This window comes from Streptomyces sp. NPDC087901, from assembly GCF_044742205.1.
Taxonomy (GTDB): domain Bacteria; phylum Actinomycetota; class Actinomycetes; order Streptomycetales; family Streptomycetaceae; genus Streptomyces.
Genome location: NZ_JBIUUC010000005.1, coordinates 288,305 through 312,653, shown reverse-complemented (window position 1 = coordinate 312,653; position 24,349 = coordinate 288,305). Strand labels below are relative to the sequence as shown.

21 protein-coding genes are annotated in these 24,349 nt (G+C 70.1%); 13 read left to right on the top strand and 8 right to left on the bottom strand.

What is annotated here, in order from left to right; translation table 11 throughout:
• Positions 1–70: 70 nt before the first annotated feature.
• The gene (locus ACIOEW_RS18585) at positions 71–493 is read right to left on the bottom strand and encodes an arsenate reductase ArsC (protein WP_362545557.1); all 423 of its coding nucleotides are present in this window, start codon (positions 491–493) and stop codon (positions 71–73) included.
• A gap of 93 nt (positions 494–586) precedes the next feature.
• Between ACIOEW_RS18585 and ACIOEW_RS18580 the strand changes: the two genes are divergently transcribed.
• Positions 587–895: a metalloregulator ArsR/SmtB family transcription factor gene (locus ACIOEW_RS18580; protein ID WP_362545560.1), complete on the top strand. Its 309-nt coding sequence runs from the start codon at positions 587–589 to the stop codon at positions 893–895.
• Positions 892–2,070, top strand: coding sequence for an ACR3 family arsenite efflux transporter (gene arsB, locus ACIOEW_RS18575; RefSeq protein WP_401964677.1), 1,179 nt, complete (start codon positions 892–894; stop codon positions 2,068–2,070). The genes ACIOEW_RS18580 and arsB overlap by 4 nt, the downstream gene beginning before the upstream one ends.
• Before the next feature lie 61 nt (positions 2,071–2,131).
• Here the strand turns inward: arsB and ACIOEW_RS18570 are convergent, their stop codons facing one another.
• The gene (locus ACIOEW_RS18570) at positions 2,132–2,497 is read right to left on the bottom strand and encodes a metalloregulator ArsR/SmtB family transcription factor (RefSeq protein ID WP_362545566.1); all 366 of its coding nucleotides are present in this window, start codon (positions 2,495–2,497) and stop codon (positions 2,132–2,134) included.
• Between the two features lie 104 nt (positions 2,498–2,601).
• Between ACIOEW_RS18570 and ACIOEW_RS18565 the strand changes: the two genes are divergently transcribed.
• On the top strand, positions 2,602–4,002 hold the full coding sequence (locus ACIOEW_RS18565; RefSeq protein ID WP_401964676.1) for an NAD(P)-binding domain-containing protein: 1,401 nt from the start codon (positions 2,602–2,604) through the stop codon (positions 4,000–4,002).
• 129 nt (positions 4,003–4,131) lie between these two features.
• On the opposite strand, the gene ACIOEW_RS18560 is transcribed toward ACIOEW_RS18565, so the two are convergent.
• A complete protein-coding gene (locus ACIOEW_RS18560) occupies positions 4,132–4,527 on the bottom strand; it encodes a helix-turn-helix transcriptional regulator (protein ID WP_362545569.1) in 396 nt (131 codons plus the stop codon).
• A gap of 143 nt (positions 4,528–4,670) precedes the next feature.
• On the opposite strand from ACIOEW_RS18560, the gene ACIOEW_RS18555 reads away from it, so the two are divergent.
• Together ACIOEW_RS18555 and ACIOEW_RS18550 are read left to right on the top strand one after the other, a co-directional pair.
• Positions 4,671–6,188, top strand: a complete 1,518-nt coding sequence (locus ACIOEW_RS18555; RefSeq protein ID WP_401964675.1) for an MFS transporter — start codon at positions 4,671–4,673, stop codon at positions 6,186–6,188.
• On the top strand, positions 6,185–7,216 hold the full coding sequence (locus ACIOEW_RS18550; RefSeq protein WP_362545574.1) for a glutathione S-transferase C-terminal domain-containing protein: 1,032 nt from the start codon (positions 6,185–6,187) through the stop codon (positions 7,214–7,216). The genes ACIOEW_RS18555 and ACIOEW_RS18550 overlap by 4 nt, the downstream gene beginning before the upstream one ends.
• Positions 7,217–7,222: 6 nt before the next feature.
• Here ACIOEW_RS18550 and ACIOEW_RS18545 read toward each other — a convergent pair whose 3' ends face one another.
• Positions 7,223–7,732, bottom strand: a complete 510-nt coding sequence (locus ACIOEW_RS18545; protein ID WP_401964674.1) for a tetratricopeptide repeat protein — start codon at positions 7,730–7,732, stop codon at positions 7,223–7,225.
• A gap of 128 nt (positions 7,733–7,860) precedes the next feature.
• On the opposite strand from ACIOEW_RS18545, the gene ACIOEW_RS18540 reads away from it, so the two are divergent.
• The 4 genes from ACIOEW_RS18540 to ACIOEW_RS18525 all read left to right on the top strand — a co-directional run bounded on the left by ACIOEW_RS18540 (position 7,861) and on the right by ACIOEW_RS18525 (position 14,035).
• Positions 7,861–10,083: an NADP-dependent isocitrate dehydrogenase gene (locus tag ACIOEW_RS18540; protein ID WP_362545579.1), complete on the top strand. Its 2,223-nt coding sequence runs from the start codon at positions 7,861–7,863 to the stop codon at positions 10,081–10,083.
• 346 nt (positions 10,084–10,429) lie between these two features.
• Complete coding sequence (gene ctaD, locus ACIOEW_RS18535; protein ID WP_401964673.1) at positions 10,430–12,160, top strand: cytochrome c oxidase subunit I; 1,731 nt, start codon at positions 10,430–10,432, stop codon at positions 12,158–12,160.
• A gap of 29 nt (positions 12,161–12,189) precedes the next feature.
• The gene (locus tag ACIOEW_RS18530) at positions 12,190–12,537 is read left to right on the top strand and encodes a hypothetical protein (protein ID WP_401964672.1); all 348 of its coding nucleotides are present in this window, start codon (positions 12,190–12,192) and stop codon (positions 12,535–12,537) included.
• 133 nt (positions 12,538–12,670) lie between these two features.
• Positions 12,671–14,035 (top strand): NAD(P)/FAD-dependent oxidoreductase, encoded by a 1,365-nt coding sequence (locus tag ACIOEW_RS18525; protein ID WP_362545586.1) that lies wholly within the window; start codon positions 12,671–12,673, stop codon positions 14,033–14,035.
• Positions 14,036–14,052: 17 nt separating this feature from the next.
• Here the strand turns inward: ACIOEW_RS18525 and rho are convergent, their stop codons facing one another.
• Positions 14,053–15,225, bottom strand: a complete 1,173-nt coding sequence (gene rho / locus ACIOEW_RS18520) for a transcription termination factor Rho (protein ID WP_401964671.1) — start codon at positions 15,223–15,225, stop codon at positions 14,053–14,055.
• Between the two features lie 323 nt (positions 15,226–15,548).
• Here rho and ACIOEW_RS18515 point away from each other — a divergent pair, with 323 nt between their 5' ends.
• Positions 15,549–16,430 (top strand): GNAT family N-acetyltransferase, encoded by an 882-nt coding sequence (locus ACIOEW_RS18515; RefSeq protein ID WP_401964669.1) that lies wholly within the window; start codon positions 15,549–15,551, stop codon positions 16,428–16,430.
• Between the two features lie 179 nt (positions 16,431–16,609).
• Here the strand turns inward: ACIOEW_RS18515 and meaB are convergent, their stop codons facing one another.
• The 3 genes from meaB to mutA are packed head-to-tail and all read right to left on the bottom strand — an operon-like array spanning position 16,610 to position 21,705.
• The gene (gene meaB, locus ACIOEW_RS18510; protein ID WP_401964668.1) at positions 16,610–17,635 is read right to left on the bottom strand and encodes a methylmalonyl Co-A mutase-associated GTPase MeaB; all 1,026 of its coding nucleotides are present in this window, start codon (positions 17,633–17,635) and stop codon (positions 16,610–16,612) included.
• 12 nt (positions 17,636–17,647) lie between these two features.
• Positions 17,648–19,849 carry a methylmalonyl-CoA mutase gene (gene scpA / locus ACIOEW_RS18505; RefSeq protein WP_401964667.1) on the bottom strand — a complete coding sequence of 734 codons (2,202 nt, stop codon included), beginning with the start codon at positions 19,847–19,849 and terminating at the stop codon, positions 17,648–17,650.
• Positions 19,849–21,705, bottom strand: coding sequence for a methylmalonyl-CoA mutase small subunit (gene mutA / locus ACIOEW_RS18500; protein ID WP_401964666.1), 1,857 nt, complete (start codon positions 21,703–21,705; stop codon positions 19,849–19,851). Before mutA ends, scpA begins: the two co-directional genes overlap by 1 nt.
• Before the next feature lie 296 nt (positions 21,706–22,001).
• Here mutA and ACIOEW_RS18495 point away from each other — a divergent pair, with 296 nt between their 5' ends.
• From ACIOEW_RS18495 to ACIOEW_RS18485, 3 genes are all read left to right on the top strand, one after another.
• Complete coding sequence (locus ACIOEW_RS18495; RefSeq protein WP_362545608.1) at positions 22,002–22,430, top strand: DUF6325 family protein; 429 nt, start codon at positions 22,002–22,004, stop codon at positions 22,428–22,430.
• A gap of 58 nt (positions 22,431–22,488) precedes the next feature.
• Positions 22,489–22,782: an SHOCT domain-containing protein gene (locus ACIOEW_RS18490; protein ID WP_362545611.1), complete on the top strand. Its 294-nt coding sequence runs from the start codon at positions 22,489–22,491 to the stop codon at positions 22,780–22,782.
• 412 nt (positions 22,783–23,194) lie between these two features.
• The gene (locus ACIOEW_RS18485) at positions 23,195–23,995 is read left to right on the top strand and encodes a tyrosine-protein phosphatase (protein WP_401964665.1); all 801 of its coding nucleotides are present in this window, start codon (positions 23,195–23,197) and stop codon (positions 23,993–23,995) included.
• Positions 23,996–24,349 lie beyond the last annotated feature (354 nt).

Here is a 24,349-nt window from a genome sequence, read left to right as displayed (position 1 = left end):
GGGATGCCGCGCGGCGCCATGCGGGCCGGCGACCGGTCGTCCGACGCCCCGCCCCGCCGCGTGCGCGCCGTCAGGCTCCGGTGGCCGGGGCGATCTCCTCGATGAGGCTCTCGACGAGCGCCCGGATCTCGTCGCGGACGGTGCGCACGGCCTCGACTCCCAAGCCGGCCGGGTCGTCCAGTTTCCAGTCGAGGTAGCGCTTGCCGGGGAAGACGGGGCAGGTGTCGCCGCAGCCCATCGTGACGCACACGTCCGACTCCCGGACCGCGTCGGCCGTCAGGACCTTCGGGGTCTCGGTCGAGATGTCGATCCCGGCCTCCGCCATCGCCTCGACGGCGGCGGCATTGACGCGAGTGCCCGGTGCCGAGCCGGCGGAGCGGACCTCGACACGGTCTCCGGCCAGATGAGCCAGCCAGGCCGCGGCCATCTGGGAACGGCCGGCGTTGTGTACGCAGACGAACAGGACGGACGGCTTGCCGCCGGTCTCGGCCATGGTGATCGTGCTCCCTCGTCGCGTGACGGAACCAGCCGTCGACGGATCAGCCTCTGCTGGTATCAGTGAGCAGTGATGTGACAATATCGGTGCATGCTGACTTCAGTCGATGCTGATCTGATGCGAGTGCTGAGCGATCCGCTCCGCCTTCGGATCGTGACCCTGCTCGCGAGCGAGACGCTCTGCACGACGCACCTGGTCGAGGAGACCGGTGCGAAGCAGACCAATCTCTCGAACCACATGAAGGTGTTGCGGGAGGCCGGTGTGGTGGAGACCGAGCCGTGTGGTCGCTTCACCTACTACAAGCTGCGCCCCGACGTCCTTGCCGGGCTCTCCGTGCAGTTCGCCGCGCTCGCGGAGTCGGCGAGGACCGCCGACGGAATCAAGAGGGCCTGTCCGTGACCTCCACCGAGTCCGCTGTCCCGCCGGTCCGGCCCGCCGCGGACGGGCCTGTCCCGCCGGTCCGGCCCGCCGCGGACGGGCCTGTCCCGCCGGTCCGGCCCGCCGCGGGCGGGTCCGTCGTCCGGAAGCTCTCCACCCTCGACCGTTTTCTCGCGGTGTGGATCCTGCTGGCCATGGCTGTCGGGCTGAGCCTTGGGCGCCTCGTTCCGGGGCTGGGCGACGCCCTGGCGAAGATCGAGGTCGGCGGAATCTCCCTGCCGATCGCGCTCGGGCTGCTTGTCATGATGTACCCGGTGCTGGCCAAGGTCCGCTACGACCGCCTCGATGCCGTCACCGGCGACCGGAAGCTGATGGTGTCCTCGCTGGTCATCAACTGGATCATCGGGCCGGCGGTGATGTTCGCCCTGGCGTGGGCCTTTCTTCCCGATCTGCCCGAGTACCGCACCGGGCTGATCATCGTCGGCCTCGCCCGCTGCATCGCCATGGTCATCATCTGGAACGACCTGGCCTGCGGTGACCGCGAAGCGGCGGCAGTACTGGTCGCGCTGAACTCCGTGTTCCAGGTGATCGCGTTCGGTGTACTGGGCTGGTTCTACCTCGACCTGCTGCCTCGGTGGCTGGGCCTCGGTGACGGGCAGGGCCTCGACGTGCCCGTCTGGCACATCGCGCTGAACGTCGTCGTCTTCCTCGGCGTCCCGCTGCTCGCCGGATTCCTCACCCGTCGCATCGGCGAGAAGAGGATGGGCCGCGAGTCCTACGAGGCAGAGTTCCTCCCGAGGATCGGGCCGTGGGCGCTGTACGGGCTGCTGTTCACGATCGTCATCCTGTTCGCCCTGCAGGGGGAGACGATCACCTCGCAGCCGCTGGACGTCGTACGCATCGCGCTGCCGCTGCTGGTGTACTTCGCGATCATGTTCTTCGGGTCCTTCCTGCTCGGCAAGGCCCTGGGGCTGGCCTATGCCCGCACCACGACCCTGGCCTTCACCGCGGCGGGCAACAACTTCGAGCTGGCCATCGCCGTCGCCATCGCCACCTTCGGCGTCACGTCCGGCCAGGCGCTGTCGGGTGTCGTCGGCCCGCTGATCGAGGTCCCGGTGCTCATCGGGCTGGTGTACGTCGCGCTGGCCTGGCGCAACAGGTTCGTGTCACCCGTCACGGCGGGGCGGGACGGCTGAATTTGCACCGATGCCCCGTCCCCCCGCAGTGCGTGCGGGGGGACGGGGCATCGGCGCGACTTCAGGTACGCAGATCGAGCATGGCGGACATGCCCGCCACCACGGACGGGGTGACCCGGTAGTAGACCCAGGTCCCGCGTCGTTCCGAGGTCAGCAGCCCGGCCTCGCGCAGCTTCTTCAGGTGGTGGGAGACGGTCGGCTGGGAGACGCCGACATCGGAGATGTCGCACACGCACGCCTCGCCACCCGCGTGCGAGGCGACCTTGGAGAACAGGCGCAGCCGCACCGGGTCGGACAGCGCCTTGAACATTGCGGCCATCTTCTCCGCGTCGCCCTGCGACAGCTCCCCCGCGGTGATCGGCGGGCAGCACGGCACCACCGTTCCGGCATCCAGCACCGGCAACTCCACCATCCGTGAATTCGACATATGTCTATGTTGACACTCATCGATACCAGTGGCAACCTTTGGATATAGACAGCAATCGAAACAGCGGCCGGGAGCGGTCGCCCATCCCGGAGGACATCAACGCCATGACCACCACTGCAGACCTTCCGGTTGTCGTCATCGGCGCCGGCCCCGCCGGGCTGGCGGCCGCCGCGCACCTCGTCGAGCGTGGCCTCGAGCCGCTGGTCCTGGAGACCGGCCCTACCGCCGCCACCGCGGTGCGCGGCTGGTCGCACGTGCGGCTGTTCTCGACCTGGAGCGAGCTCGTCGACCCGGCCGCCGAGAAGCTCCTGGCACCCACTGGATGGGCTCGGCCCGAGGCAGACGTGTATCCCACGGGCGGTGACTGGGCCGAGCACTACCTTCAGCCTCTCGCCGACGTCCTCGGCGACAAGGTCCGCTACGGCGCCACCGTCACCGGCGTCTCCCGCCTCGGCCGTGACCGGATCGTCGACGCCGACCGGGAACAGCAGCCCTTCACCCTCCGCGTCACGCGCGCCGACGGCACCGAGGAGCGCATCCTGGGCCGGGCCGTGATCGACGCCTCCGGCACCTGGTCCACCCCGGGCCCGATCGGCGCCGACGGGCTCCCCGCCCTGGGTGAACGCGCCGCCTCCGCCCGCATCTCCTACCGCATCCCCGACCTCAAGGACCCGGCCGTCCGCGCCCGGTACGCGGGCAGGCGCACCGCGGTCATCGGCTCCGGCGCCTCCGCCTTCACCGCCCTGGCCGCCCTCGCCGACGTGGCGAAGGGTGCACCCGGCACCCACTCCGTGTGGATCCTGCGCCGCGGCATCAGCGGCTCCACCTTCGGCGGCGGCTCCGCCGACCAGCTCCCCGCCCGCGGCGCCCTGGGTCTGGCGGCCAAGGCCGCCGTCGACAACGGGCACGCCGACGCCGTCACCGGATTCCGCACCGAAGTCATCGAGCCCACCGACGACGACCGCCTGGTCCTGGTCGGCGAGGACGGCCGGCGCCTCGACCCCGTGGACGAGGTCATCGTCCTGACGGGCCTGCGCCCCGACCTGTCCTTCCTGTCCGAACTCCGCCTCGCCCTGGACGAGCGCCTCCAGGCACCGGTGGAGCTCGCCCCGCTCATCGACCCGAACCAGCACTCCTGCGGCACCGTCTACCCGCACGGCCACCGCGAACTGGCCCACCCCGAACAGGGCATCTACCTGGTCGGTATGAAGTCCTACGGCCGCGCCCCCACCTTCCTCGCCATGACCGGCTACGAGCAGGTCCGCTCCGTCACCGCCGCCCTCGCCGGCGACACCGAGGCCGCCGACCGCGTCGAACTCACCCTCCCCGAAACCGGGGTCTGCGGCGGCGCCGGACTTTTCGACGCCCCGGCCGCAAGCCAGGCCGACGACGGTGGCTGCTGCGCCGCTCCCGTTCCGGCGCTGGTGCAGATCGCCGGCTTCGCTCAGGCCGGCCCCACCGAAGGGGCGGCGGAGTCCCCGGCCGGCGGCTGCTGCGGAACCTGAGGGTCCCGGATCGGCGGTTCGGGCGCGCGTCCGCGAGGCCCCGCCGGCTGTCGGAAGCGCCTGGGCGGACGGGCCCGTCGCCCGCGGCGCACCTGCGGCGGCGGACCGCGGGCCGGACGGGTGGGTGTGTCAGGTCCGGTCGATGTGCACGCTGGTCGACTTCACGCGGGCGGTCGCCGTCATGCCCACCTCCAGCCCGAGCTCCTCGACGGCCTCCCGGGTCAGCAGTGACACGAGCCGGTGCGGACCGGCCTGGATCTCCACCTGCGCCGCCACGTCCCCGAGCTTGACCGCGGTGACGATGCCCGGAAAGGCGTTACGCGCGGAGGTGTAGGAGACCTCCTCCTCGCCCGCGCCGTTCTGTGCGACCTCGACGGAGAACGCGGCCAGGTCGCGGCCGTCGATGAGTCGGCGACCGCCTTCCTCGCGATGGGTGGCGACGCGGCCGGCATCCGCCCAGCGCCGCGCGGTGTCCGGGCTGACGCCCAGCAGGCGGGCGGCCTGCCCGATGGTATAGGTCTGCATATGCCGCAGACTAGAGCCATTCAAGCCGCAAATGCAACCGTAAACATGGCAAATGCTGGCAGATGCCAGATTGTCACTCGACCGGTGGGCCGGGTGGCCCTGCCGGGATGAGGAATCGGGGCGTGCGACCTAGTGTGCGAGCCATGGCAGAGAGCGCGGGGTACCGGGGTTCTGCGGGGCGGGATGCGGGCTCCGCCGCCGCACCGGAGACCCCCGACCCCCGGCGGTGGAAGGCGCTCGCGGTCTGTCTGGTGGCGGGCTTCATGACCCTCCTGGACGTGTCCATCGTCAACGTGGCCCTGCCGTCCATCAAGGAAGGGCTGCACACTCCGGAGTCCGACCTGCAGTGGGTGCTCTCGGGGTACTCGCTCGCATTCGGTCTCTTCCTGATTCCCGCCGGGCGCCTCGGCGACGCCCGTGGGCGCCGCGAGGTCTTCATGGCCGGGCTGGTGCTCTTCACCCTGTCGTCCGCCGCTTGCGGCGCCGCCCAGTCCAGCACCTGGCTGGTGATCGCCCGACTGGTCCAAGGGCTGGCCGGCGGTCTGGTCTCGCCGCAGATCTCCGCCCTGATCCAGCAGATGTTCTCGGGGCGGGAGCGGGGCCGGGCTTTCGGCATGTTCGGCACGGTGGTCGGCATCTCCACCGCGGTCGGCCCGCTGCTGGGCGGACTGCTCATCCAGGCGGCCGGGGCCGAGGAGGGATGGCGCTGGGTGTTCTACGTCAACCTGCCGCTCGGGCTCGTCTGCCTCCTGCTGGCGCGGAAGCTGCTGCCGGACACCCCCTCCGCGGGCCCGGTGCGGCTGCGGGACCTCGACCCCCTCGGGATCCTGCTGCTGGGAGCGGGGGTGCTGGCCCTGCTGCTGCCGTTCGTCCAGGCCCATCAGTGGCCGGGCAACGGGAAGTGGCTGCTCCTGGCCGTCGCCGCGGTACTGCTCGCCGCGTTCGTGGCCTGGGAATCCCGGTGCGGGCGCCGCGGTACGCAGCCGGTCGTCGACCTCCGGCTCTTCCGCGTCCGCTCCTACTGGCTGGGCTGTCTGCTGATCCTGCTGTACTTCGCCGGATTCACCTCGATCTTCTTCATCACCACGCTCTACCTGCAGAGCGGGCTGCACTACACCGCCCTGCAGGCGGGTCTCGCGATCACCCCGTTCGCCCTGGGCTCCGCAGTCGCCGCGGGCCCCGGCGGCAGAATGGTCGGCCGGTACGGGCGCCCCCTCGTCGTCCTGGGCATGGCCACAGTCGCGGTGGGGCTGGCGGCCACCGCGCTCGCCGTCCACCTGGTGCCCGGAAGGGGCGCCGGATGGGCGATGGCCGCCCCGCTGCTGCTGGCCGGACTGGGCAGCGGTCTGGTCATCGCACCCAACCAGACCCTGACCCTGTCGCAGGTGCCGGTGGCCACCGCCGGAAGCGCCGGCGGCACCCTGCAGACCGGCCAGCGGGTCGGCTCCGCGATCGGGATCGCCGCCGTGGGTTCGGTGTTCTTCGCCCAGGTGGGCTCCGCCGCCTGGTCCACCGCCTACGACCACGGACTCATCGTCTCCGTCGCCTTCGTGATCGCCGGACTCGTCGTGGCACTGGCCGACGTGGGCGGGGCGCGGCGGGGCAGAAGCCGTACACAACAGTCCGAATCATCCCCGGCGGCCTCTGAGGAGACGCGATGAAGGACCCCGACGGCACCGCGCAGGACGGCAACCGTTCGTACGGACACAGGCCCTTCAAACGGTCCCGGAGTCATTTCGCCGACCGCATCACCGCCGACGGCCGCGACGGCTGGCCGGTCGAGGCCGGCCGCTACCGCCTGGTCGTCAGCCGCGCCTGCCCCTGGGCGAGCCGCGCCCTGGTCTCCCGCAGGCTGCTGGGCCTGGAGAGCGCCCTCTCGCTCGCCGTCGCCGACCCGTTGCAGGACGACCGGAGCTGGCGCTTCACCCTGGACCCGGACGGCCGGGACCCGGTACTCGGGATCCGTTACCTGAGCGAGGCGTACGACGCCAGGGAGCGCGGCTACCCCGGCGGCGTCAGCGTCCCCGCGATCGTCGACGTCACCAGCGGCAGGCTGGTCACCAACGACTACCAGCAGATCACCCTGGACTTCGCCACCGAATGGACAGCGCTGCACCGCCCCGGGGCGCCCGACCTCTACCCGGAGCCGCTGCGCGACGAGATCGACGAGGTGATGGAAGGGGTCTACCGCGACGTCAACAACGGCGTGTACCGGGCCGGATTCGCGGACGGCCAGAGCACGTACGAGAGCGCCTACGAGGCACTCTTCCACCGCATGGACCAGGTGTCGGAACGACTGGCGGACCGGCGCTACCTCGTCGGCGACACGATCACCGAGGCAGACATCCGCCTCTTCACCACGCTGGTGCGCTTCGATCCCGTCTACCACGGCCACTTCAAGTGCAACCGCTCGAAACTGGCCGAGGACCCGGTCCTGTGGGCATACACCAGGGACCTCTACCAGACCCCCGGGTTCGGGGACACCGTCGACTTCCACCACATCAAGCAGCACTACTACCGCGTCCACACGGGCATCAATCCCACCGGCATCGTGCCCGTCGGGCCCGACCTGTCGGGGTTCCTGACCCCGCACCACCGCGAGCAGCTCGGCGGCCGCCCGTTCGGCGACGGCACCCCGCCCGGTCCGGTGCCGGAGGGCGAACGGGTCCCCCCGCGGCACCGGCCCTGAGCGGCCCTACTCCGTCTCGTCGAGATGATCGGCGTAGTACTCGATCGCCGGACGGTACGCGCGGACCTGCGGATCCTCGCTGGTGGCGGCCGACACCAGCAGGAGCGTCCGTACGGCTTCGCGGGACTCGCCCAGGTTGTACAGCGTCATGGCCAGGAACGTCCGCAGTGCGGCATCCTGGGCGAACTCGCCCAGGCCCCGCCCGAGTACCTCGCGCGCCTCCTCGTAGCGGCCCAGCACCCGCAGCGTGCTGCCGAGACCGAGGAAGGCTCCGTGGCGGTCCTGCGCCGGAAGGCCCGCTCCGTCCAGTGCACGCTCGTAGAACGGCACGGCCTGAGCCTCGAGGCCGAGGGAATCGTGCGACCAGGCGGCCTGGTAGGCGATGGCGGCATCGTGCGGACGGCGCGCCGCCAGTGTCACCAGCTCCTCGTGCGCCTGCGCGGTCTTCTGCTCGCGCAGGTGCACCGCCTGCGCCAGTGCCGCGTCCGCCGTCTCGTGCTCGCTGTCGGTGCTCATGCCGCCGCACGCTGCCAGGCCGACGGGCCCACCGCAAAACCGTGTGGGGGCAGGGCCCTGTCGAGACACGGGCGATCACGAGATATCTTGATGTCAAGCAATGTTGCAGACGTGGAGCGGAGCACAGGGTGACTGACTCGACCATCATCTATACACACACCGACGAGGCCCCGGCCCTGGCGACGTATTCGTTCCTGCCCGTGGTCGAGGCCTATGCCTCGAAGGCCGGGGTCACCGTGGAGAGCCGTGACATCTCCCTGGCGGGCCGGATCATCGCCAGTTTCCCCGAGCGCCTCCAGGAGAGCCAGCGCATCGACGACGCTCTTGCCGAGCTGGGCGCGCTGGCCACCACTCCCGGTGCGAACATCATCAAGCTGCCCAACATCTCGGCCTCGATCCCGCAGCTGAAGGCCGCGATCGCCGAGCTGCAGGAGCAGGGTTACGCCCTTCCGGACTACCCGGACGACCCGCAGAGCGACGAGGACAAGGACGTCCGCGCCCGCTACGACAAGGTCAAGGGCAGCGCGGTCAACCCCGTCCTGCGCGAGGGCAACTCCGACCGCCGTGCCCCCGCGTCGGTCAAGAACTACGCCAAGAACCACCCGCACCGCATGGGCGCCTGGTCTGCCGACTCGAAGACGAACGTCGCCACCATGGGCGTCGACGACTTCCGCTCGACCGAGAAGTCCGCCGTGATCGCCGAGCCCGGCTCGCTGCGCATCGAGCTCGTGGGCGACGACGGCACGACCACGGTGCTGCGCGAGTCCGTACCCGTGCTCGCCGGCGAGGTCGTGGACGCCGCCGTCATGCGTGTCGCCGCGCTGCGTGAGTTCTTCACCGCGCAGATCGCCCGGGCCAAGTCCGAGGACGTCCTGTTCTCCGTGCACCTCAAGGCCACGATGATGAAGGTCTCCGACCCGATCATCTTCGGCCACGTGGTCCGCGCCTTCTTCCCGAACACCTTCGCCAAGTACGGCGACGTCCTCGCCGCCGCGGGCCTGACCCCGAACGACGGCCTCGGCGGGATCCTCAAGGGTCTCGACTCGGTGCCTCACGTCGGTGCCGAGATCAAGGCCTCCTTCGAGGCCGAGCTCGCCGAGGGCCCCGCCCTGGCGATGGTCGACTCCGACAAGGGCATCACCAACCTTCACGTCCCCAGCGACGTCATCGTGGACGCCTCCATGCCGGCCATGATCCGCACCTCCGGCCACATGTGGGGCCCGGACGGCCAGGAGGCCGACACCGTCGCCGTCCTCCCGGACAGCAGCTACGCCGGTGTCTACCAGGTCGTGATCGACGACTGCCGTGCGAACGGCGCCTTCGACCCGTCCACCATGGGCTCGGTGCCCAACGTCGGTCTGATGGCGCAGAAGGCCGAGGAGTACGGCAGCCACGACAAGACCTTCGAGATCCCCGTCACGGGCACGGTGCGGGTCGTCGACACCGCCGGCACCACCGTCCTGGAGCAGGCCGTCGGCGCCGGTGACATCTTCCGGATGTGCCAGACCAAGGACCTGCCGATCCAGGACTGGGTCAAGCTCGCCGTCACCCGCGCCCGCGCGACCGGCAACCCGGCCGTGTTCTGGCTCGACGAGGACCGCGCCCACGACGCGCAGCTCATCACCAAGGTCAAGACCTACCTGGCCGACCACGACACCGATGGTCTCCAGATCGAGATCCTGACCCCGGAGAAGGCCACCGCCTTCTCCCTGGAGCGCATCCGCCGCGGTGAGGACACCATCTCGGTGACCGGCAACGTGCTGCGTGACTACCTCACCGACCTGTTCCCGATCCTGGAACTCGGCACCAGCGCGAAGATGCTCTCCGTCGTGCCGCTGATGAACGGTGGCGGTCTGTTCGAGACGGGCGCCGGCGGCTCCGCGCCCAAGCACGTCCAGCAGCTCGTCAAGGAGGACTACCTGCGCTGGGACAGCCTGGGCGAGTTCCTCGCCCTCGCGGTCAGCTTCGAGCACCTCGCGCAGACCACGGACAACGCGCGCGCCCAGGTCCTCGCCGACACGCTGGACCGTGCGACCGCCACGTTCCTCAACGAGGACAAGTCCCCGAGCCGCAAGCTCGGCGGGATCGACAACCGCGGCAGCCACTTCTACCTGTCCCTGTACTGGGCCCAGGAGCTGGCGCAGCAGAGCGCCGACGCCGAGCTCGCGACGGCGTTCGCCCCGCTCGCCAAGACGCTGGCCGAGCAGGAGCAGACCATCGTCGGCGAACTGGTCGCGGTCCAGGGCAAGCCGGTCGACATCGGCGGCTACTACCAGCCCGACCCGGCCAAGGCCGAGGCCGTCATGCGCCCGTCGGCGACGTTCAACCAGGCGATCGCGAGCCTCGCCTGATGTAGGCAGGGCGAGGGGACAGGGGCCCGCACCTCTGCCCCCGCAGCCCGTACAGCCCTGTTGCTGTTCCGCCCCGGCCGACTTTCCGTCGATCCGGGGCGGAGCTGTTTTCGGCACCGCTCCCCGCAGTACCGGCCGGCTCGTCCGCCGGGGCCCCGGCGGACGCCCTGACGAGTGAAGTTGGAGCCGTGGCGGGCGCCGGGCCGCCTTCGGCGGGGCCGTGACTGGTTTGCTGCAACCGGAAACACGCGCGACGCGCGGGGAGGGCCGTTCGGCCCACCCGCTGGAAGCGGCGCCACGCCGGGTGCGCATTCCACCCGCGGATGACAACCGAAGGAGCGTCCCAGTGACGACGACGGGCACAGCAGAGCCGACGGACGAAGAGGAGTCGTACGCCAACGAGCTTCCGGTACACAGCAAGGAGCCGGGAAACGTCGTCATCACGTGGCTGACCACCACTGACCACAAGACGATCGGCTCGCTGTACCTGGTCACGTCGTTCGCGTTCTTCCTCCTCGGTGGCGTGCTCGCGCTCGTCATGCGTGCCGAGCTGGCGCGTCCGGGCACGCAGCTCGTGTCGAACGAGCAGTTCAACCAGGCGTTCACCATCCACGGCACGATCATGCTGCTGATGTTCGCGACGCCGCTGTTCGCCGGATTCACCAACTGGATCATGCCGTTGCAGATCGGCGCGCCCGACGTGGCGTTCCCGCGGCTGAACATGTTCGCGTACTGGCTGTACCTCTTCGGCTCGCTCCTCGTGGTGGCCGGCTTCCTCACTCCGAACGGCGCGGCCGACTTCGGCTGGTTCGCCTACTCCCCACTGACGGACGCCATTCGCTCGCCCGGGGTCGGCGGAGACATGTGGATCATGGGTCTGGCCTTCTCCGGCTTCGGCACGATCCTCGGCTCGGTCAACTTCATCACCACGATCATCTGCATGCGCGCTCCCGGCATGACGATGTTCCGCATGCCGATCTTCGTCTGGAACGTCCTGCTGACCGGTGTCCTGGTCCTGCTGGCCTTCCCGGTGCTCGCCGCGGCGCTCCTGGCCCTGGAGGCGGACCGGAAGTTCGGTGCCCACGTCTTCGACGCGACCAACGGCGGCGCGCTGCTCTGGCAGCACCTCTTCTGGTTCTTCGGCCACCCGGAGGTGTACATCATCGCGCTCCCGTTCTTCGGGATCGTCAGTGAGATCATCCCCGTCTTCAGCCGCAAACCGATCTTCGGATACATCGGCCTGGTGGCCGCGACGATCTCGATCGCCGGTCTCTCGGTGACGGTGTGGGCGCACCACATGTACGTCACCGGCGGTGTGCTGCTGCCGTTCTTCTCCTTCATGACGTTCCTCATCGCGGTGCCCACCGGGGTGAAGTTCTTCAACTGGATCGGCACGATGTGGAAGGGCTCGCTGTCCTTCGAGACACCGATGCTCTGGTCCATCGGCTTCCTCGTCACATTCCTTTTCGGCGGTCTGACCGGCGTCATCCTGGCCTCGCCGCCGATGGACTTCCACGTCTCGGACTCGTACTTCGTGGTCGCGCATTTCCACTACGTCGTCTTCGGCACCGTGGTGTTCGCCATGTTCGCCGGATTCCATTTCTGGTGGCCGAAGTTCACCGGCAAGATGCTGGACGAGCGGCTCGGCAAGATCACCTTCTGGACGCTGTTCGTCGGCTTCCACGGCACGTTCCTCGTGCAGCACTGGCTGGGGGCGGAAGGCATGCCGCGGCGTTACGCGGACTACCTGGCCGCGGACGGATTCACCGCGCTGAACACGATCTCGACGATCTCCTCGTTCCTGCTCGGCCTGTCGATGCTGCCGTTCCTCTACAACGTGTGGAAGACCGCCAAGTACGGCAAGAACGTCGAGGTCGACGACCCGTGGGGCTACGGCCGTTCGCTGGAGTGGGCGACCTCCTGCCCGCCGCCGCGGCACAACTTCCTCACGCTGCCCCGGATCCGTTCCGAATCCCCGGCGTTCGACCTGCACCACCCGTCCGTGCGTGAGCTCGACGAGGCCGCCAACCGCGGTGACCAGTCCGCGACGGTGGCGCCGGGGGACAGGCAGGCGTGAGCAGGAGGGCCGGGGGAGAGGAGAGACGGATGGGTCCCGATCCCGAAAAGGACAGCGCCCGCGGCCTGGCCCAGATGGAGGGCTACCTGCTGTGGAATGCCGAGGTCGGGGAGGCGCGCCGGCACGCCCGCCGCTTCACCGACGAGCTGCCATGGCTCACGACGGCCCAGCGCGAGGACGTGGAGCGGGTCTACACGGCCGACCGGGCAGCCGCCTCGCGGGCGATGCTGGTACGCGTCTCGGCCCGCGCCGCCGAACTGCGCGGCGAGTACGACGAGTGCTACCGCAGGCTCAGAACGCGCTGTGTCGCCACCGCGGTGGTCTGCGCGGGTACCGCCGGCGGGGCCTGCACGGTCGCGGCCTACCTGGCCAGATGACCCGCCGAGGTCGTCCGTTCTGCCGCCCCAGCAGGCGGACTCGCGCCCGTCTCGTAAAGATGAGGGGTGACGGGCGCGTGTGACGGGGCAGGCGAACGGACGACCGTGCAGACCCCGAGAAGGGACGAACACTGTGGCACGACCCAGGATTCTCGTTGTCGGAGCCGGATTTGCCGGGGTCGAGTGCGTACGCCGTCTGGAGCGCGGGCTCCGCCCGGGCGAAGCGGACATCGCGCTCGTCGCACCGTTCTCGTACCAGCTCTACCTGCCTCTGCTGCCGCAGGTCGCCTCCGGCGTCCTCACCCCGCAGTCCGTCGCGGTGTCACTGCGACGGAGCAGCCGGCACCGCACGCGCATCATTCCCGGCGGGGCCATCGGAGTGGACCCGAAGGCGAAGATCTGCGTCATCCGCAAGATCACCGACGAGGTCGTCCACGAGCCGTACGACTACATCGTGCTCAGCCCGGGAAGCGTCACCCGTACCTTCGACATTCCCGGACTGCTCGACAACGCCCGCGGCATGAAGACGCTGGCCGAGGCGGCGTACGTACGTGACCACGTGATCGCCCAGCTCGACCTCGCGGACGCCAGCAGCGACGAGGAGGAGCGAGCCTCCCGCCTGCAGTTCGTGGTGGTCGGCGGAGGATACGCGGGCACCGAGACGGCCGCCTGTCTGCAACGGCTCACCAGCAACGCGGTCAGGCACTATCCCCGGCTCGACCCGAAGCTGATCAAGTGGCATCTGATCGACATCGCTCCGAAGCTGATGCCCGAGCTGGGCGACAAGCTGGGCGAGAGCGCGCTGAAGGTCCTGCGGGAACGCGGCATCGAGGTGTCGCTCGGTGTCTCCGTCGCCGAGGCGGGCGCCGAAACGGTGACGTTCACCGACGGCCGGGTACTGCCCTGCCGCACACTGATCTGGACGGCCGGTGTCACCGCGAGCCCGCTCGTCACCACCTTCGACGCGGAGACGGTACGTGGCAGGCTGGCGGTGACCCCCGAGATGAGCCTGCCCGGCTACGACGGCATGTTCGCGCTCGGGGACGTGGCGGCCGTGCCGGATCTGGTCAAGGGCGACGGCGCGGTCTGCCCGCCGACCGCCCAGCACGCGATGCGTCAGGGGCGCAGGCTCGCCGACAACCTGCTGGCGACGCTCCGGCACCAGCCGCTGCGGCCGTACGTGCACAAGGACCTCGGGCTCGTCGTGGACCTCGGCGGCAAGGACGCCGTCTCCAAGCCGCTCGGCATCGAGATGCACGGGATCACGGCCCAGGCCGTGGCCCGCGGCTACCACTGGTCGGCGCTGCGGACCAACGTGGCCAAGGCGCGCGTCATGACCAACTGGCTGATCAACGCGGCGGCGGGCGACGACTTCGTCCGGACCGGGTTCCAGTCACGCAAGCCCGCGACACTGCGGGACTTCGAGTACACGGACAGCTACCTCACCCCGGAGCAGGTCCGTGAGCACACGGCCTCGCTGAACGCCCGGATGAAGTGATCCGGCAACGCGACCCGTCAGGCCGACGGCACGGTGGTGCGGATCAGGCGGAGGAACGCGGCGTTGTCGCCGGTGTTCCGGATCCGGTCCAGCAGCGTTTCGAGGGAGGTCTGGGCGTCCCTGGAGTGCAGGGCCCGCCGCAGTCCTCGGACGGCGGCCAACTCGTCGGCCGGAACGAGGAGTTCGTCGCGGCGGGTGCCGGAGGCGGCGATGTTCACCGCCGGGTGGATGCGCTTCTCGGCCAGTGAGCGGTCGAGCCGGAGTTCCATGTTGCCGGTGCCCTTCAGCTCCTCGAAGAAGTACTCGTCGGCCCGGGAACCGGTGTCGACGAGCGCCGTGGCCAGAATGGTCAGGGAACCGCCCTCCTCGGTGAGGCGGGCGGCGCCGAAGAGCCGCTTGGGGCCGAGCAGCGCGGCGGCGTCCACGCCACCGCTGAGGGTGCGTCCGCCGTTGCCGGCGGCGTTGTTGTGGGCCCGGCAGAGCCGGGTGAGCGAGTCCAGCAGCATGACGACGTCCCGGCCCTGCTCGACGAGGCGCTTGGCGCGCTGGAGTGCGAGTTCCGCGAGGGCGATGTGTTCCTTGGCGGGCCGGTCGAAGGTCGAGGCGTAGACCTCGCCGCGTACCGAGCGGCGCATGTCGGTGACCTCCTCGGGCCGTTCGTCGAGGAGCACCACCATCAGATGGGACTCGGGGTGGTTCTCGGCGACGGCCGCCGCGATCTGCTGGAGGAGAACCGTCTTTCCGGTCCTGGGCGGTGCGACGATCAGCCCGCGCTGCCCCTTGCCGATCGGGGCGACGAGATCGACGATGCGCGTGGAGGCGCCGCCCGACGGAGTCTCCAGGTGCAGCCGCTGCCGGGGGTGGAGCGGGGTGAGGTCGCGGAAGTGCGGGCGGCCGCGCAGCGACTGAGGGGGCAGCCCGTTGACCCGCGCGACGGCGCTCAGAGCGCGGGGCCGCTCGCAGGCGCCCTCGACGACATCACCCTTGCGCAGGCCGTACCTGCGGATGAGTGCGGCGGGGACCTGTACGTCCCCGGGGGCGGGGTGGCCGCCGGTGGAGCGCAGGGAGCCGTGCCCCTGCTGTGCGATGTCGAGGATGCCGCCGACGGCGGTGGTGGCCGCGGGCCGGGCGGTGGTGGATACGGGGTGTTCGAGTGTGGTGGTCATGCGGGGTGGTCCTTTCGCGGACATGCGAATGAAGGGGCCCGGCTGAGACGGGGGCGGAGATCTCACGCCCCGGACGACGGGCAGGAAAGGCCGGTGGGCGAGAGCCCGGACCGGACTGAGGGAATCAATGCGATGAAGCTGGATCGCCGGTCTGAAGGCCAGGCGCATCAGCGTGATGAAGGTGAATCGATACCGGAGCCTGAATGAGAGGCATGCACATGTATCCGTTGCAATGTAGCACGGATGTCGGGCGCCGATGGTGGATGTGGGGCGGTCAACTCGTTGCGGCAGGGGAGCGGGGGTGGTTTCGTACTCCGGGTCGTCCCTCTCCCGACTCCGGAGTCACCTTGCCGATACACCTCACCGCCCTGACTGACCCCGACCGCGGAGCCAACGACCACCGCCTCGCGTGGCTGGCGTCCGACGAGGCGGGAGTGCCCGTCGGATCGGCGTTCCTCCGGGTTTTCACCCGGGAGGGGCAGGACCACCTCGCCGAACTGGAAATCCATGTGCACCCCGCGGAGCGCCGCCGGGGCACCGGCTCCCGGCTGCTCGAAGCGGCCGTCCTGGCCGCCAGGGAGCACGGCCGTCGCTCCGTCGTCGCGCAGACCCGGGCAGGAACCCCGGGAGACGGCTTCCTGCGGGCCAGGGGACTGCGCAGGGTCCTCACCCTCACCTATGCCCGGCTGTCACTGGGGGCGGTGGACACCTCCGCCCTGACCGCCGTCGCCCGGGAGCCGCATCCGGGCTACCGGCTGGAGTCCTGGGACGGCACCGTCCCCGGTCCACTGGCGCAGACGTTCGCCGCGTCGCGCCGCGCCATGGACGACATGCCCATGGACGACACCGACTACGGCACCGTCGCATGGGACATCGACCGGGTCATGGCCGTGGCACGGGCCGTCGAGGACCGCGGCGACCGCCTCCACACCGTCGCCGCCGTCGACGAGACCGACGGAACCATCGCGGGCTTCACCGAACTCGTCGTACCGGGCGACGGGCAGGGCGACGGACAGCACTACGGGACGGGCGTACTTCCCGAGCACCGGGGCCACGGCCTCGCACGCTGGATGAAGGCCGCATCCATCCTGCGGGCCCGGGAGCGCCACCCGGACCTGGTCGGCCTGCTCGCGGACACCGCCGACAGCAACACGTACATGCGGAGCATCAACGACGCATTCGGGTACGAGGCGACGCACCGCTCGTTCGAGTACCAGCTCGACCTCTAGTGCCGCGCAGCCAAGGTTCGCCCCGTCGCGACGCCATGCACGCACTCTCGCCGCACTGGCCGGAAGCCCAGGTACATCCAGTACGAGGGCTTCCGGCCGGCACGCCGAGAGCACGCACCTGACGCCGCTCCTGTGCGGGCAAACCTTGACGGACGCGGCACTAGAGTCCGTCGTCCGGATCAGGCCGGGCCCGGTCCCTCGTCACGCCCGGCCGCCGTGCCCAGTCCCCGGAACACCTCCAGGATCTGCTCGGCGGCCAGCGTGGCGGGCAACGTGCCCTCACGTACGCGCAGTTCGAGATCCGGCGCGAGCGCGCGCACCCCGGGATGGCTGCGCAGGCTGTCCAACAGGTCGTCCCGCACCATGGTCCAGGTCCAGTCGACCTGCTGCTCACTCCGCTTGGCCGCGAGCCGGCCCGTCGATTCGAGCAGTTCACGGTGCTGCTCAAGCCGCTCCCACAAGGTGTCCAGACCGCTGGACTCCCGGGCGCTGCAGGTCAGCACCGGCGGAGTCCAGGCCGCGTCCACGGGGTGCATCAGCCGCAGTGCGCCCGCGAGTTCACGTGCGGCGGAGCGGGCATCGCGCTCATGCGGGCCGTCGGCCTTGTTCACCGCGATGGCGTCCGCCAGCTCCAGCACCCCCTTCTTGATGCCCTGGAGCTGGTCACCGGTGCGGGCCAGCGTCAGCAGGAGAAAGGTGTCGACCATATTGGCGACCGCCGTCTCCGACTGGCCGACGCCGACCGTCTCCACCAGCACCACGTCGTAGCCCGCCGCCTCCATCACCACGACGGACTCCCGGGTCGCCTTCGCCACGCCGCCCAAGGTTCCGGCGGTGGGGGAGGGGCGCACGAAAGCGGCCGGGTCCACCGCGAGCCGCTCCATCCTGGTCTTGTCGCCCAGGATGGAGCCGCCGGTGCGGCTTGAGGACGGATCCACGGCGAGCACCGCGACCCGGTGCCCGAGCCCGGTGAGCATCGTGCCGAGGGCGTCGATGAACGTGGACTTGCCGACCCCGGGCACACCGCTGATGCCGATGCGCCGGGCGTTGCCCGAGTGCGGCAGCAGTTCGCGCAGCAACTGCTGCGCAAGCGCCCGGTGATCAGGCCGGGTGGACTCGACGAGGGTGATGGCGCGCGCGATGTGCGCCCGCTTCCCGTCGAGTACCCCCTTCACATAGCTGTCGAGATCGATTTTCGGAGCCATCGGTTCAGCGGCTCACAGCTCGTGACCGAGCGAGGCGCCCAGCCGCGTCACCAGATCGTGGGCGGCGTCCGGGATCACCGTTCCCGGCGGGAACACGGCAGCCGCACCGGCCTCGTGCAGCGCGTCGATGTCCTGCGGCGGGATCACCCCGCCCACCACGATCATGATGTCCTCACGGCCCTCGGCCGCGAGCTCCGCGCGGAGCGCCGGTACGAGCGTGAGGTGGCCGGCGGCCAGGGAGGAGACGCCCACGATGTGCACGTCCGCCTCGACCGCCTGCCGGGCGACCTCGCCCGGAGTCTGGAACAGCGGGCCGACGTCCACGTCGAAGCCCAGGTCGGCAAAGGCCGTCGCGATGACCTTCTGGCCGCGGTCGTGCCCGTCCTGGCCCATCTTGGCGACCAGGATGCGCGGACGCCGCCCCTCCGCCTCCTCGAACGCGTCGACCAGCGTGCGGGTACGGTCCACGGACGGCGACTCCCCTGCCTCGTTGCGGTACACACCGGAGATCGTACGGATCTGGCCCGCGTGCCGTCCGTACACCTTCTCCAGCGCGTCCGAGATCTCGCCCACGGTCGCCATCGCGCGCGCCGCGTCGACGGCCAGGGCCAGCAGGTTGCCGTCCAGGCCGGGGCCCGGGTCCCGCCCGGCCGCGGCCGTCAGCGCGCGCAGCGCGTCCTGGCAGGCCTGCTCGTCGCGTTCCTCGCGCAGCCGTCGCAGCTTCTCGATCTGCTGGGTGCGGACCGAGGAGTTGTCGACCTTGAGTACGTCGATCTTCTCGTCGGTCTCGACGCGGTACTTGTTGACGCCGATGACGGGCTGGCGTCCGGAGTCGATGCGGGCCTGGGTGCGCGCCGCCGCCTCCTCGATGCGGAGCTTGGGGATGCCGGCGTCGATGGCCTTGGCCATGCCGCCCGCGGCCTCGACCTCCTCGATGTGCTGCCAGGCCCGCCGTGCCAGGTCGTAGGTCAGCTTCTCCACGTACGCGCTGCCGCCCCACGGGTCGATGACCCGTCCGGTGCCGGACTCCTGCTGGAGGAGCAGCTGAGTGTTGCGGGCGATGCGGGCCGAGAAGTCGGTGGGCAGCGCCAGGGCCTCGTCCAGGGCGTTGGTGTGCAGCGACTGGGTGTGGCCCTGGGTGGCGGCCATCGCCTCGACGCAGGTGCGGGTGACGTTGTTGAACACGTCCTGCGCGGTCAGGGACCATCCGGAGGTCTGGGAATGGGTGCGCAGGGAAAGGGACTTGGGGTTCTTCGGTTCGAACTCCTTGACCAGCTTGGCCCACAGCAGCCTGGCCGCCCGGAGCTTCGCGATCTCCATGAAGAAGTTCATCCCGATCGCCCAGAAGAAGGAGAGCCGTGGTGCGAACGCGTCGACGTCGAGTCCGGCGTCGCGTCCGGCCCGCAGGTATTCCACCCCGTCGGCCAGGGTGTAGGCGAGCTCCAGGTCGGCCGTGGCTCCGGCTTCCTGGATGTGGTAGCCGGAGATGGAGATCGAGTTGTAGCGCGGCATCTTGCTCGAGGTGTACGAGAAGATGTCGGAGATGATCCGCATCGAGGGCTTCGGCGGATAGATGTAGGTGTTGCGGACCATGAACTCCTTCAGAATGTCGTTCTGAATGGTCCCGGCCAGCTTCTCGGGCGCAACGCCCTGTTCCTCGGCGGCCACGATGTACAGCGCGAGGACGGGCAGCACCGCGCCGTTCATCGTCATCGACACCGACATCTTGTCGAGCGGGATGCCGTCGAACAGCTGGCGCATGTCGTAGATGGAGTCGATCGCCACGCCCGCCATGCCGACGTCACCGGTCACCCGCGGGTGGTCGCTGTCGTAGCCGCGGTGGGTCGGCAGGTCGAAGGCGACCGAGAGACCCTTCTGCCCGGCCGCGAGATTGCGGCGGTAGAAGGCGTTGGACTCCTCGGCGGTGGAGAACCCTGCGTACTGCCGGATCGTCCAGGGCTGGTTGACGTACATCGTCGGGTACGGGCCGCGCAGATACGGTGCCACCCCTGGGTACGTACCGAGGAAGTCGATCCCCTCCAGGTCCTGGCCGGTGTACAGCGGCTTGACCGCGATGCCCTCCGGGGTCTCCCACAGAAGGTCGCCGTCGGAGGTTCCGGAGGACTCCTTGACCGCGGTGCGCCACTGGTCCTCGGTCACCTCGGCGCCGGCGCCCGGCCCGAGCTCGATGTCGGAGAAATCGGGGATCCGCATTACGCCACACCCATACGGTCGAGAACGGAAGAGAGCACGGCCACCACGTCACATCCGGCGAAGACGTACTCGTCGACACCCGTGTACGTACCGGGCCGTCCGGCCAGGTACACCCGCTGCGCACCGGCCGAGACGAGCGCCTCGGCGACCTCGCCGGCCTGTTCGGCGTAGAGCGCGTCACTGGAACACAGGCAGACGACGTCCGTTCCCGAGGCCGCGAACGCCGCGGCGGCCGACGAGGCGTCCACCTGGACCGGCTCGTGGACGGGTTCGATGCCGCCCGCCTGGAAGAGGTTCGCGGCGAACGCGGCGCGCGCGGTGTGTGCCGCGGCGGGCCCGAGCGCGGCGATGAAGACCCGCGGCCGGGCGCCGGTCGCCGCCAGATGGGCGTCCGAACGGGCACGCAGTGCCTCGAAGGCTTCGTCGCGACGGACGACCGGAAGGCCGCCCCGCGCCGCCGCCTGAGGCAGCGGCTCGCGTTCCACCGTCCGCTCCGCGAGTTGCGGGAACTCACTGACGCCGGTGATCGGCTCCTTGCGCCGCGCCAGATCCTTGCTGCGGGCGGCCCAGGTGGCCGCGATGCGCTCCGCGACCATGCCGGAGCCGAGCGCTGCGGCCTGACCGCCCGCCCGCTCGATCTCCTGGAAGAACGCCCAGGCGGCGTCCGCCAGTTCGTCGGTCAGCCGCTCCACGTACCAGGAGCCGCCCGCCGGGTCGATGACCCGGGCCAGATGGGACTCCTCCAGGAGGATCGTCGACGTGTTACGGGCGATACGCCGGGCGAACGCGTCCGGCAGGCCCAGCGCATGATCGAAGGGCAGTACGGTCACGGCGTCCGCGCCGCCGACCCCCGCGCCCAGACAGGCCAGCGTGGTCCGCAGCATGTTCACCCACGGGTCGCGACGGGTCATCATCACCGGCGACGTCACCGCGTGCTGGCGCTGCGCCCCGGCCTCCGGCGCCCCGCAGACCTCGGCGACCCGCGCCCACAGCCGGCGCGCGGCCCGCAGCTTGGCGATCGTCAGGAACTGGTCGGCGGTGGCCGAGTACCGGAACTCCAGCTGAGTGCAGGCTTCTTCGACACCGAGCCCGGCCTCGGTCAGTGCCCGCAGATAGGCGACGCCCGTGGCCAGCGAACTGCCCAGCTCCTGGGCGGCCGACCCGCCGGCCTCGTGGTACGGCAGCGCGTCCACGGTCAGGGCCCGCAGCCCGGGGAACCCCGCCGCGCAGTGCTTGGCCCAGCGGACGGCGGACGTCAGATCCGCCGCGCCGCCGCTGCGGGCAGCCTGCCCCAGCGGGTCGGCGCCGAGGCTGCCGCGTACCGAATCCGCCGGTACGCCGCGCTCCGAGTGGAGCCTGAGCAACTCTGTCGCAGCGGCGTCGAGTTCGTCTCCGGCTTCGAGTACGAGCGGTGCCAGATCGAGGTGGACGCCTTCCAGCGCCCGAGCCAGACCGGAGACCGGCACACCGCCGGCGCCTCCGACGGTCAGCCACAACGAGGTGGCACCGTTCTCCAGATCACCGAGCAAGGCCTCGTTGAGCCGAACGGGATCCGTCGACGCGTGCCGCTGCCGTACGCCCCAGCCGCCCGCCGTGCTGCCCTGCGGCGTGCTGCCGCGGGTGAAGGGGGCGAAGCCCGGGAGACCGGCATCGGGCGCGTCGTCGCGCGAGGTGTAGAGGGGGCGGGTGATGAGCCCGTCCTCCACCGTGGTGGACAGTGCTTTCTCGGCGGCCGAACCCGAAACATCCTTGCCCGACTTGCGCAGCACACCTTCGACAAGGCTCTGCCACTGCTCGTGGGCGGGATCAGGGAATTCGGCGGCCAACGAAAGCCCGTCGGCAGGCAGGACCGTCATGCCCAGATGCTAGGACAGGTCTCAGATGGGCAGCAGAGGCTCGACCTGTGACCTTGCCCTCTCCGAGCGCACTTGATCCGGTACGTACGGTCGCGTAACCCGCCGGTCGAACGGCACCTGCGGTTCACTGCGCCCCGGAGGTGAGTGTGCGTCGGCCCTTACCGTCACCGGACGGCGTGCCGCAGCCGTGGCCGCTGTCCCGATGCTTCACCGGCTGGTGGGGATTTGCCACAATGCAGCAATAAATGTCCGAAGTTATGCTGCTGGCAATTCATCCTTTCGGAGAGGACACGCCCGTGGCTGTGGGACCTGTGGAGTACCTCGTCGTCGCCTTCCCCGGCAGCCGGTTCACCGGTGCCATCGCCCCGGCGCTGGCCGAAGCGGTCGCGTCCAAGGCGGTGCGCATCATCGACCTGACCTTTGTGTACCGGGCGGAGGACGGTGCGATCGACATCGTCGAACTGGAGGACCTCGACCCCAGCGACCTCGTCTCCTTCGAGCCGGTCGAGGGCGAGGTGAGCGGCATGCTGAGCAGCGACGACATCAGGACGCTGGGTGAGAGCGTGCCGCCGGGCAGTTCCGCGGCGCTGATCGTGTGGGAGGACCTCTGGGCGCTGCCGCTCACCGAGGCGGTCCGTGCGTCGGGCGGTCAGCTCGTCGCCCATGAGCGGATTCCCGCCGAAGTCGCGGAGGCCGCTGTCTCCGCCGCCGCTTCCGCACGCTGATCCCGCTCGGCACCGCACTGGAAAGGCCTATGACATGCCGATCTTTCGAGGACCTGGAATGAACCGTCGCGGACCCGGCCTGCTCGGGGCGGTGGCGCGTACGGCGGTTGTCGCGGGTACCGCCTCCGCGGTCGGCGGCCGCGTCCAGCGGCACCAACAGGCGAAGTTCGCCGAGAGCGACGCCGAGCAGGCGGGCGCCCAGCAGCAGGCGCAGCCCGCCCAGCAGCAGGTGGCCGAGCCGCCCGTCGACGATCTGATCAGCCGGCTGGAGCGGCTGGCCGAGCTGAAGAAGCAGGGCATTCTGACCGATGCCGAGTTCGAGTCCCAGAAGACAAAACTTCTGGCGGAGTGATGTGCGCCGGGCGGGCGCAGCGGCCCGCCCGGCGGATTCCCTGGGCGTGAAGTCGTTCTCCCGCGGTCATGTCGGCGCGCCGCGGTGCGTGAATGCGCGGTGGCGCGCCGGTGCATTTCGTATGTCGGATCAGCGGGCCCCGGTACGGTCCGACGGGCCGGCGCGAATCCGGATCCGGGGACTTCCCGGCCCCGCGCGGACATCGGCGCACCTGGCCAGAAGTCCTGAGGGCGATTCCTCTCTTCCTCTCTTCCTCTCTTCCCTTCTTCCTCTCATTCCTCTCGCCTGCCCGGCACGGCCGATCGATGATCACCGGCGTTTTACTTTGTCGATTTCCCGACATCATGCGACTTTTGATCCGGCCAGGCCGAAATCAATTTCGGATCCGTGTCGGGAAAAGAGGAAGTTCATCGTGCAAACCGCCAGGGCCGTCCCGGCAGCCTCTGTTCTCAACCTGCGGGACCTGGGCGGCATCGCCTTGGGGCCCGGCCGGCAGGTGCGGCCGGGCGTGGTGCTGCGCTCCGGTCAGCTCAGTGGCCTCGACCCGGTGCACGACGCGGCGGTGGCCGGACTGGGCATCCGTACCGTCGTCGATCTGCGGACCGCGGACGAGCGGGCCTCGGCCCCCGACCGTCTGCCGCCCGGAGCCCGCCTGTTCGTAGCCGACGTGCTCGGGGACGACCCGGGCGTGGCACCGGCCCGGCTCCGTGCACTGCTCGCCGATCCGGTCGAGGCGGAGAGGCTGCTCGGCGGCGGGAAGGCCGAGGAGATGTTCGCGGAGACGTACCGGCAGATGGTGCTCTCGCCGCGCGCGGCTGCCGCCTACCGGGCCTTCGTGGAGACGGCTGCCGACGACGCCGCGCGCCCCGTGCTCTTCCATTGCACCGCGGGCAAGGACCGCACGGGCTGGGCGGCTTCCGTGCTGCTGCTGCTTCTCGGCGCTTCGCGGGACGTCGTGAGGACGGAGTTCCTCGCGGTGAACCCGTTGATGCGCGTGGCCTTCCGGCCGTACGTGCAGAACTTCCTCGACGCGGGCGGTGACCCCGAGATCGCCTCCGCGATCATCGAGGTCCGGCCCCGCTATCTCGACACGGCTCTGGACGCCATGGACGAACGCTGGGGAGGGCTTGACGGGTACGCGCGCGACGGGCTGCGCATTCCCGTACCCGTGCTGCGGCGGCTGCGCGGCGAGCTCGTGGCGACCGCTCAGTGACTTGAGCCGCGGATTCCGCGGTCCCAGGCCACCAGCTGCTGCCGGGCGCCGGAACACCCCGGTGCGACCCCGATGCGCGCGGATCAGCGGACGAAAGCCGCGCTGCTCCCCGATGTCACGGAGGCCACAGCTTGATGACGCTGCCTGCCGGTCAGCAGTGCAGGCAGCGCGTACGGCCCGCACCGAAGCCCGCTGAGCGATCCCGCGACCTGGGACGGGCTCAGCAGCTGATCACCGGCATGACTTTCGCCGCCCGCGCGTGTGCGCGAGCGGCGAAAGTCATGTCCGCAGGAGAGCCGAAGGCCGGAGTCATGCGTGCACGTCTGCGCGCAGGCCCGCAGCGTGGGCGACTGT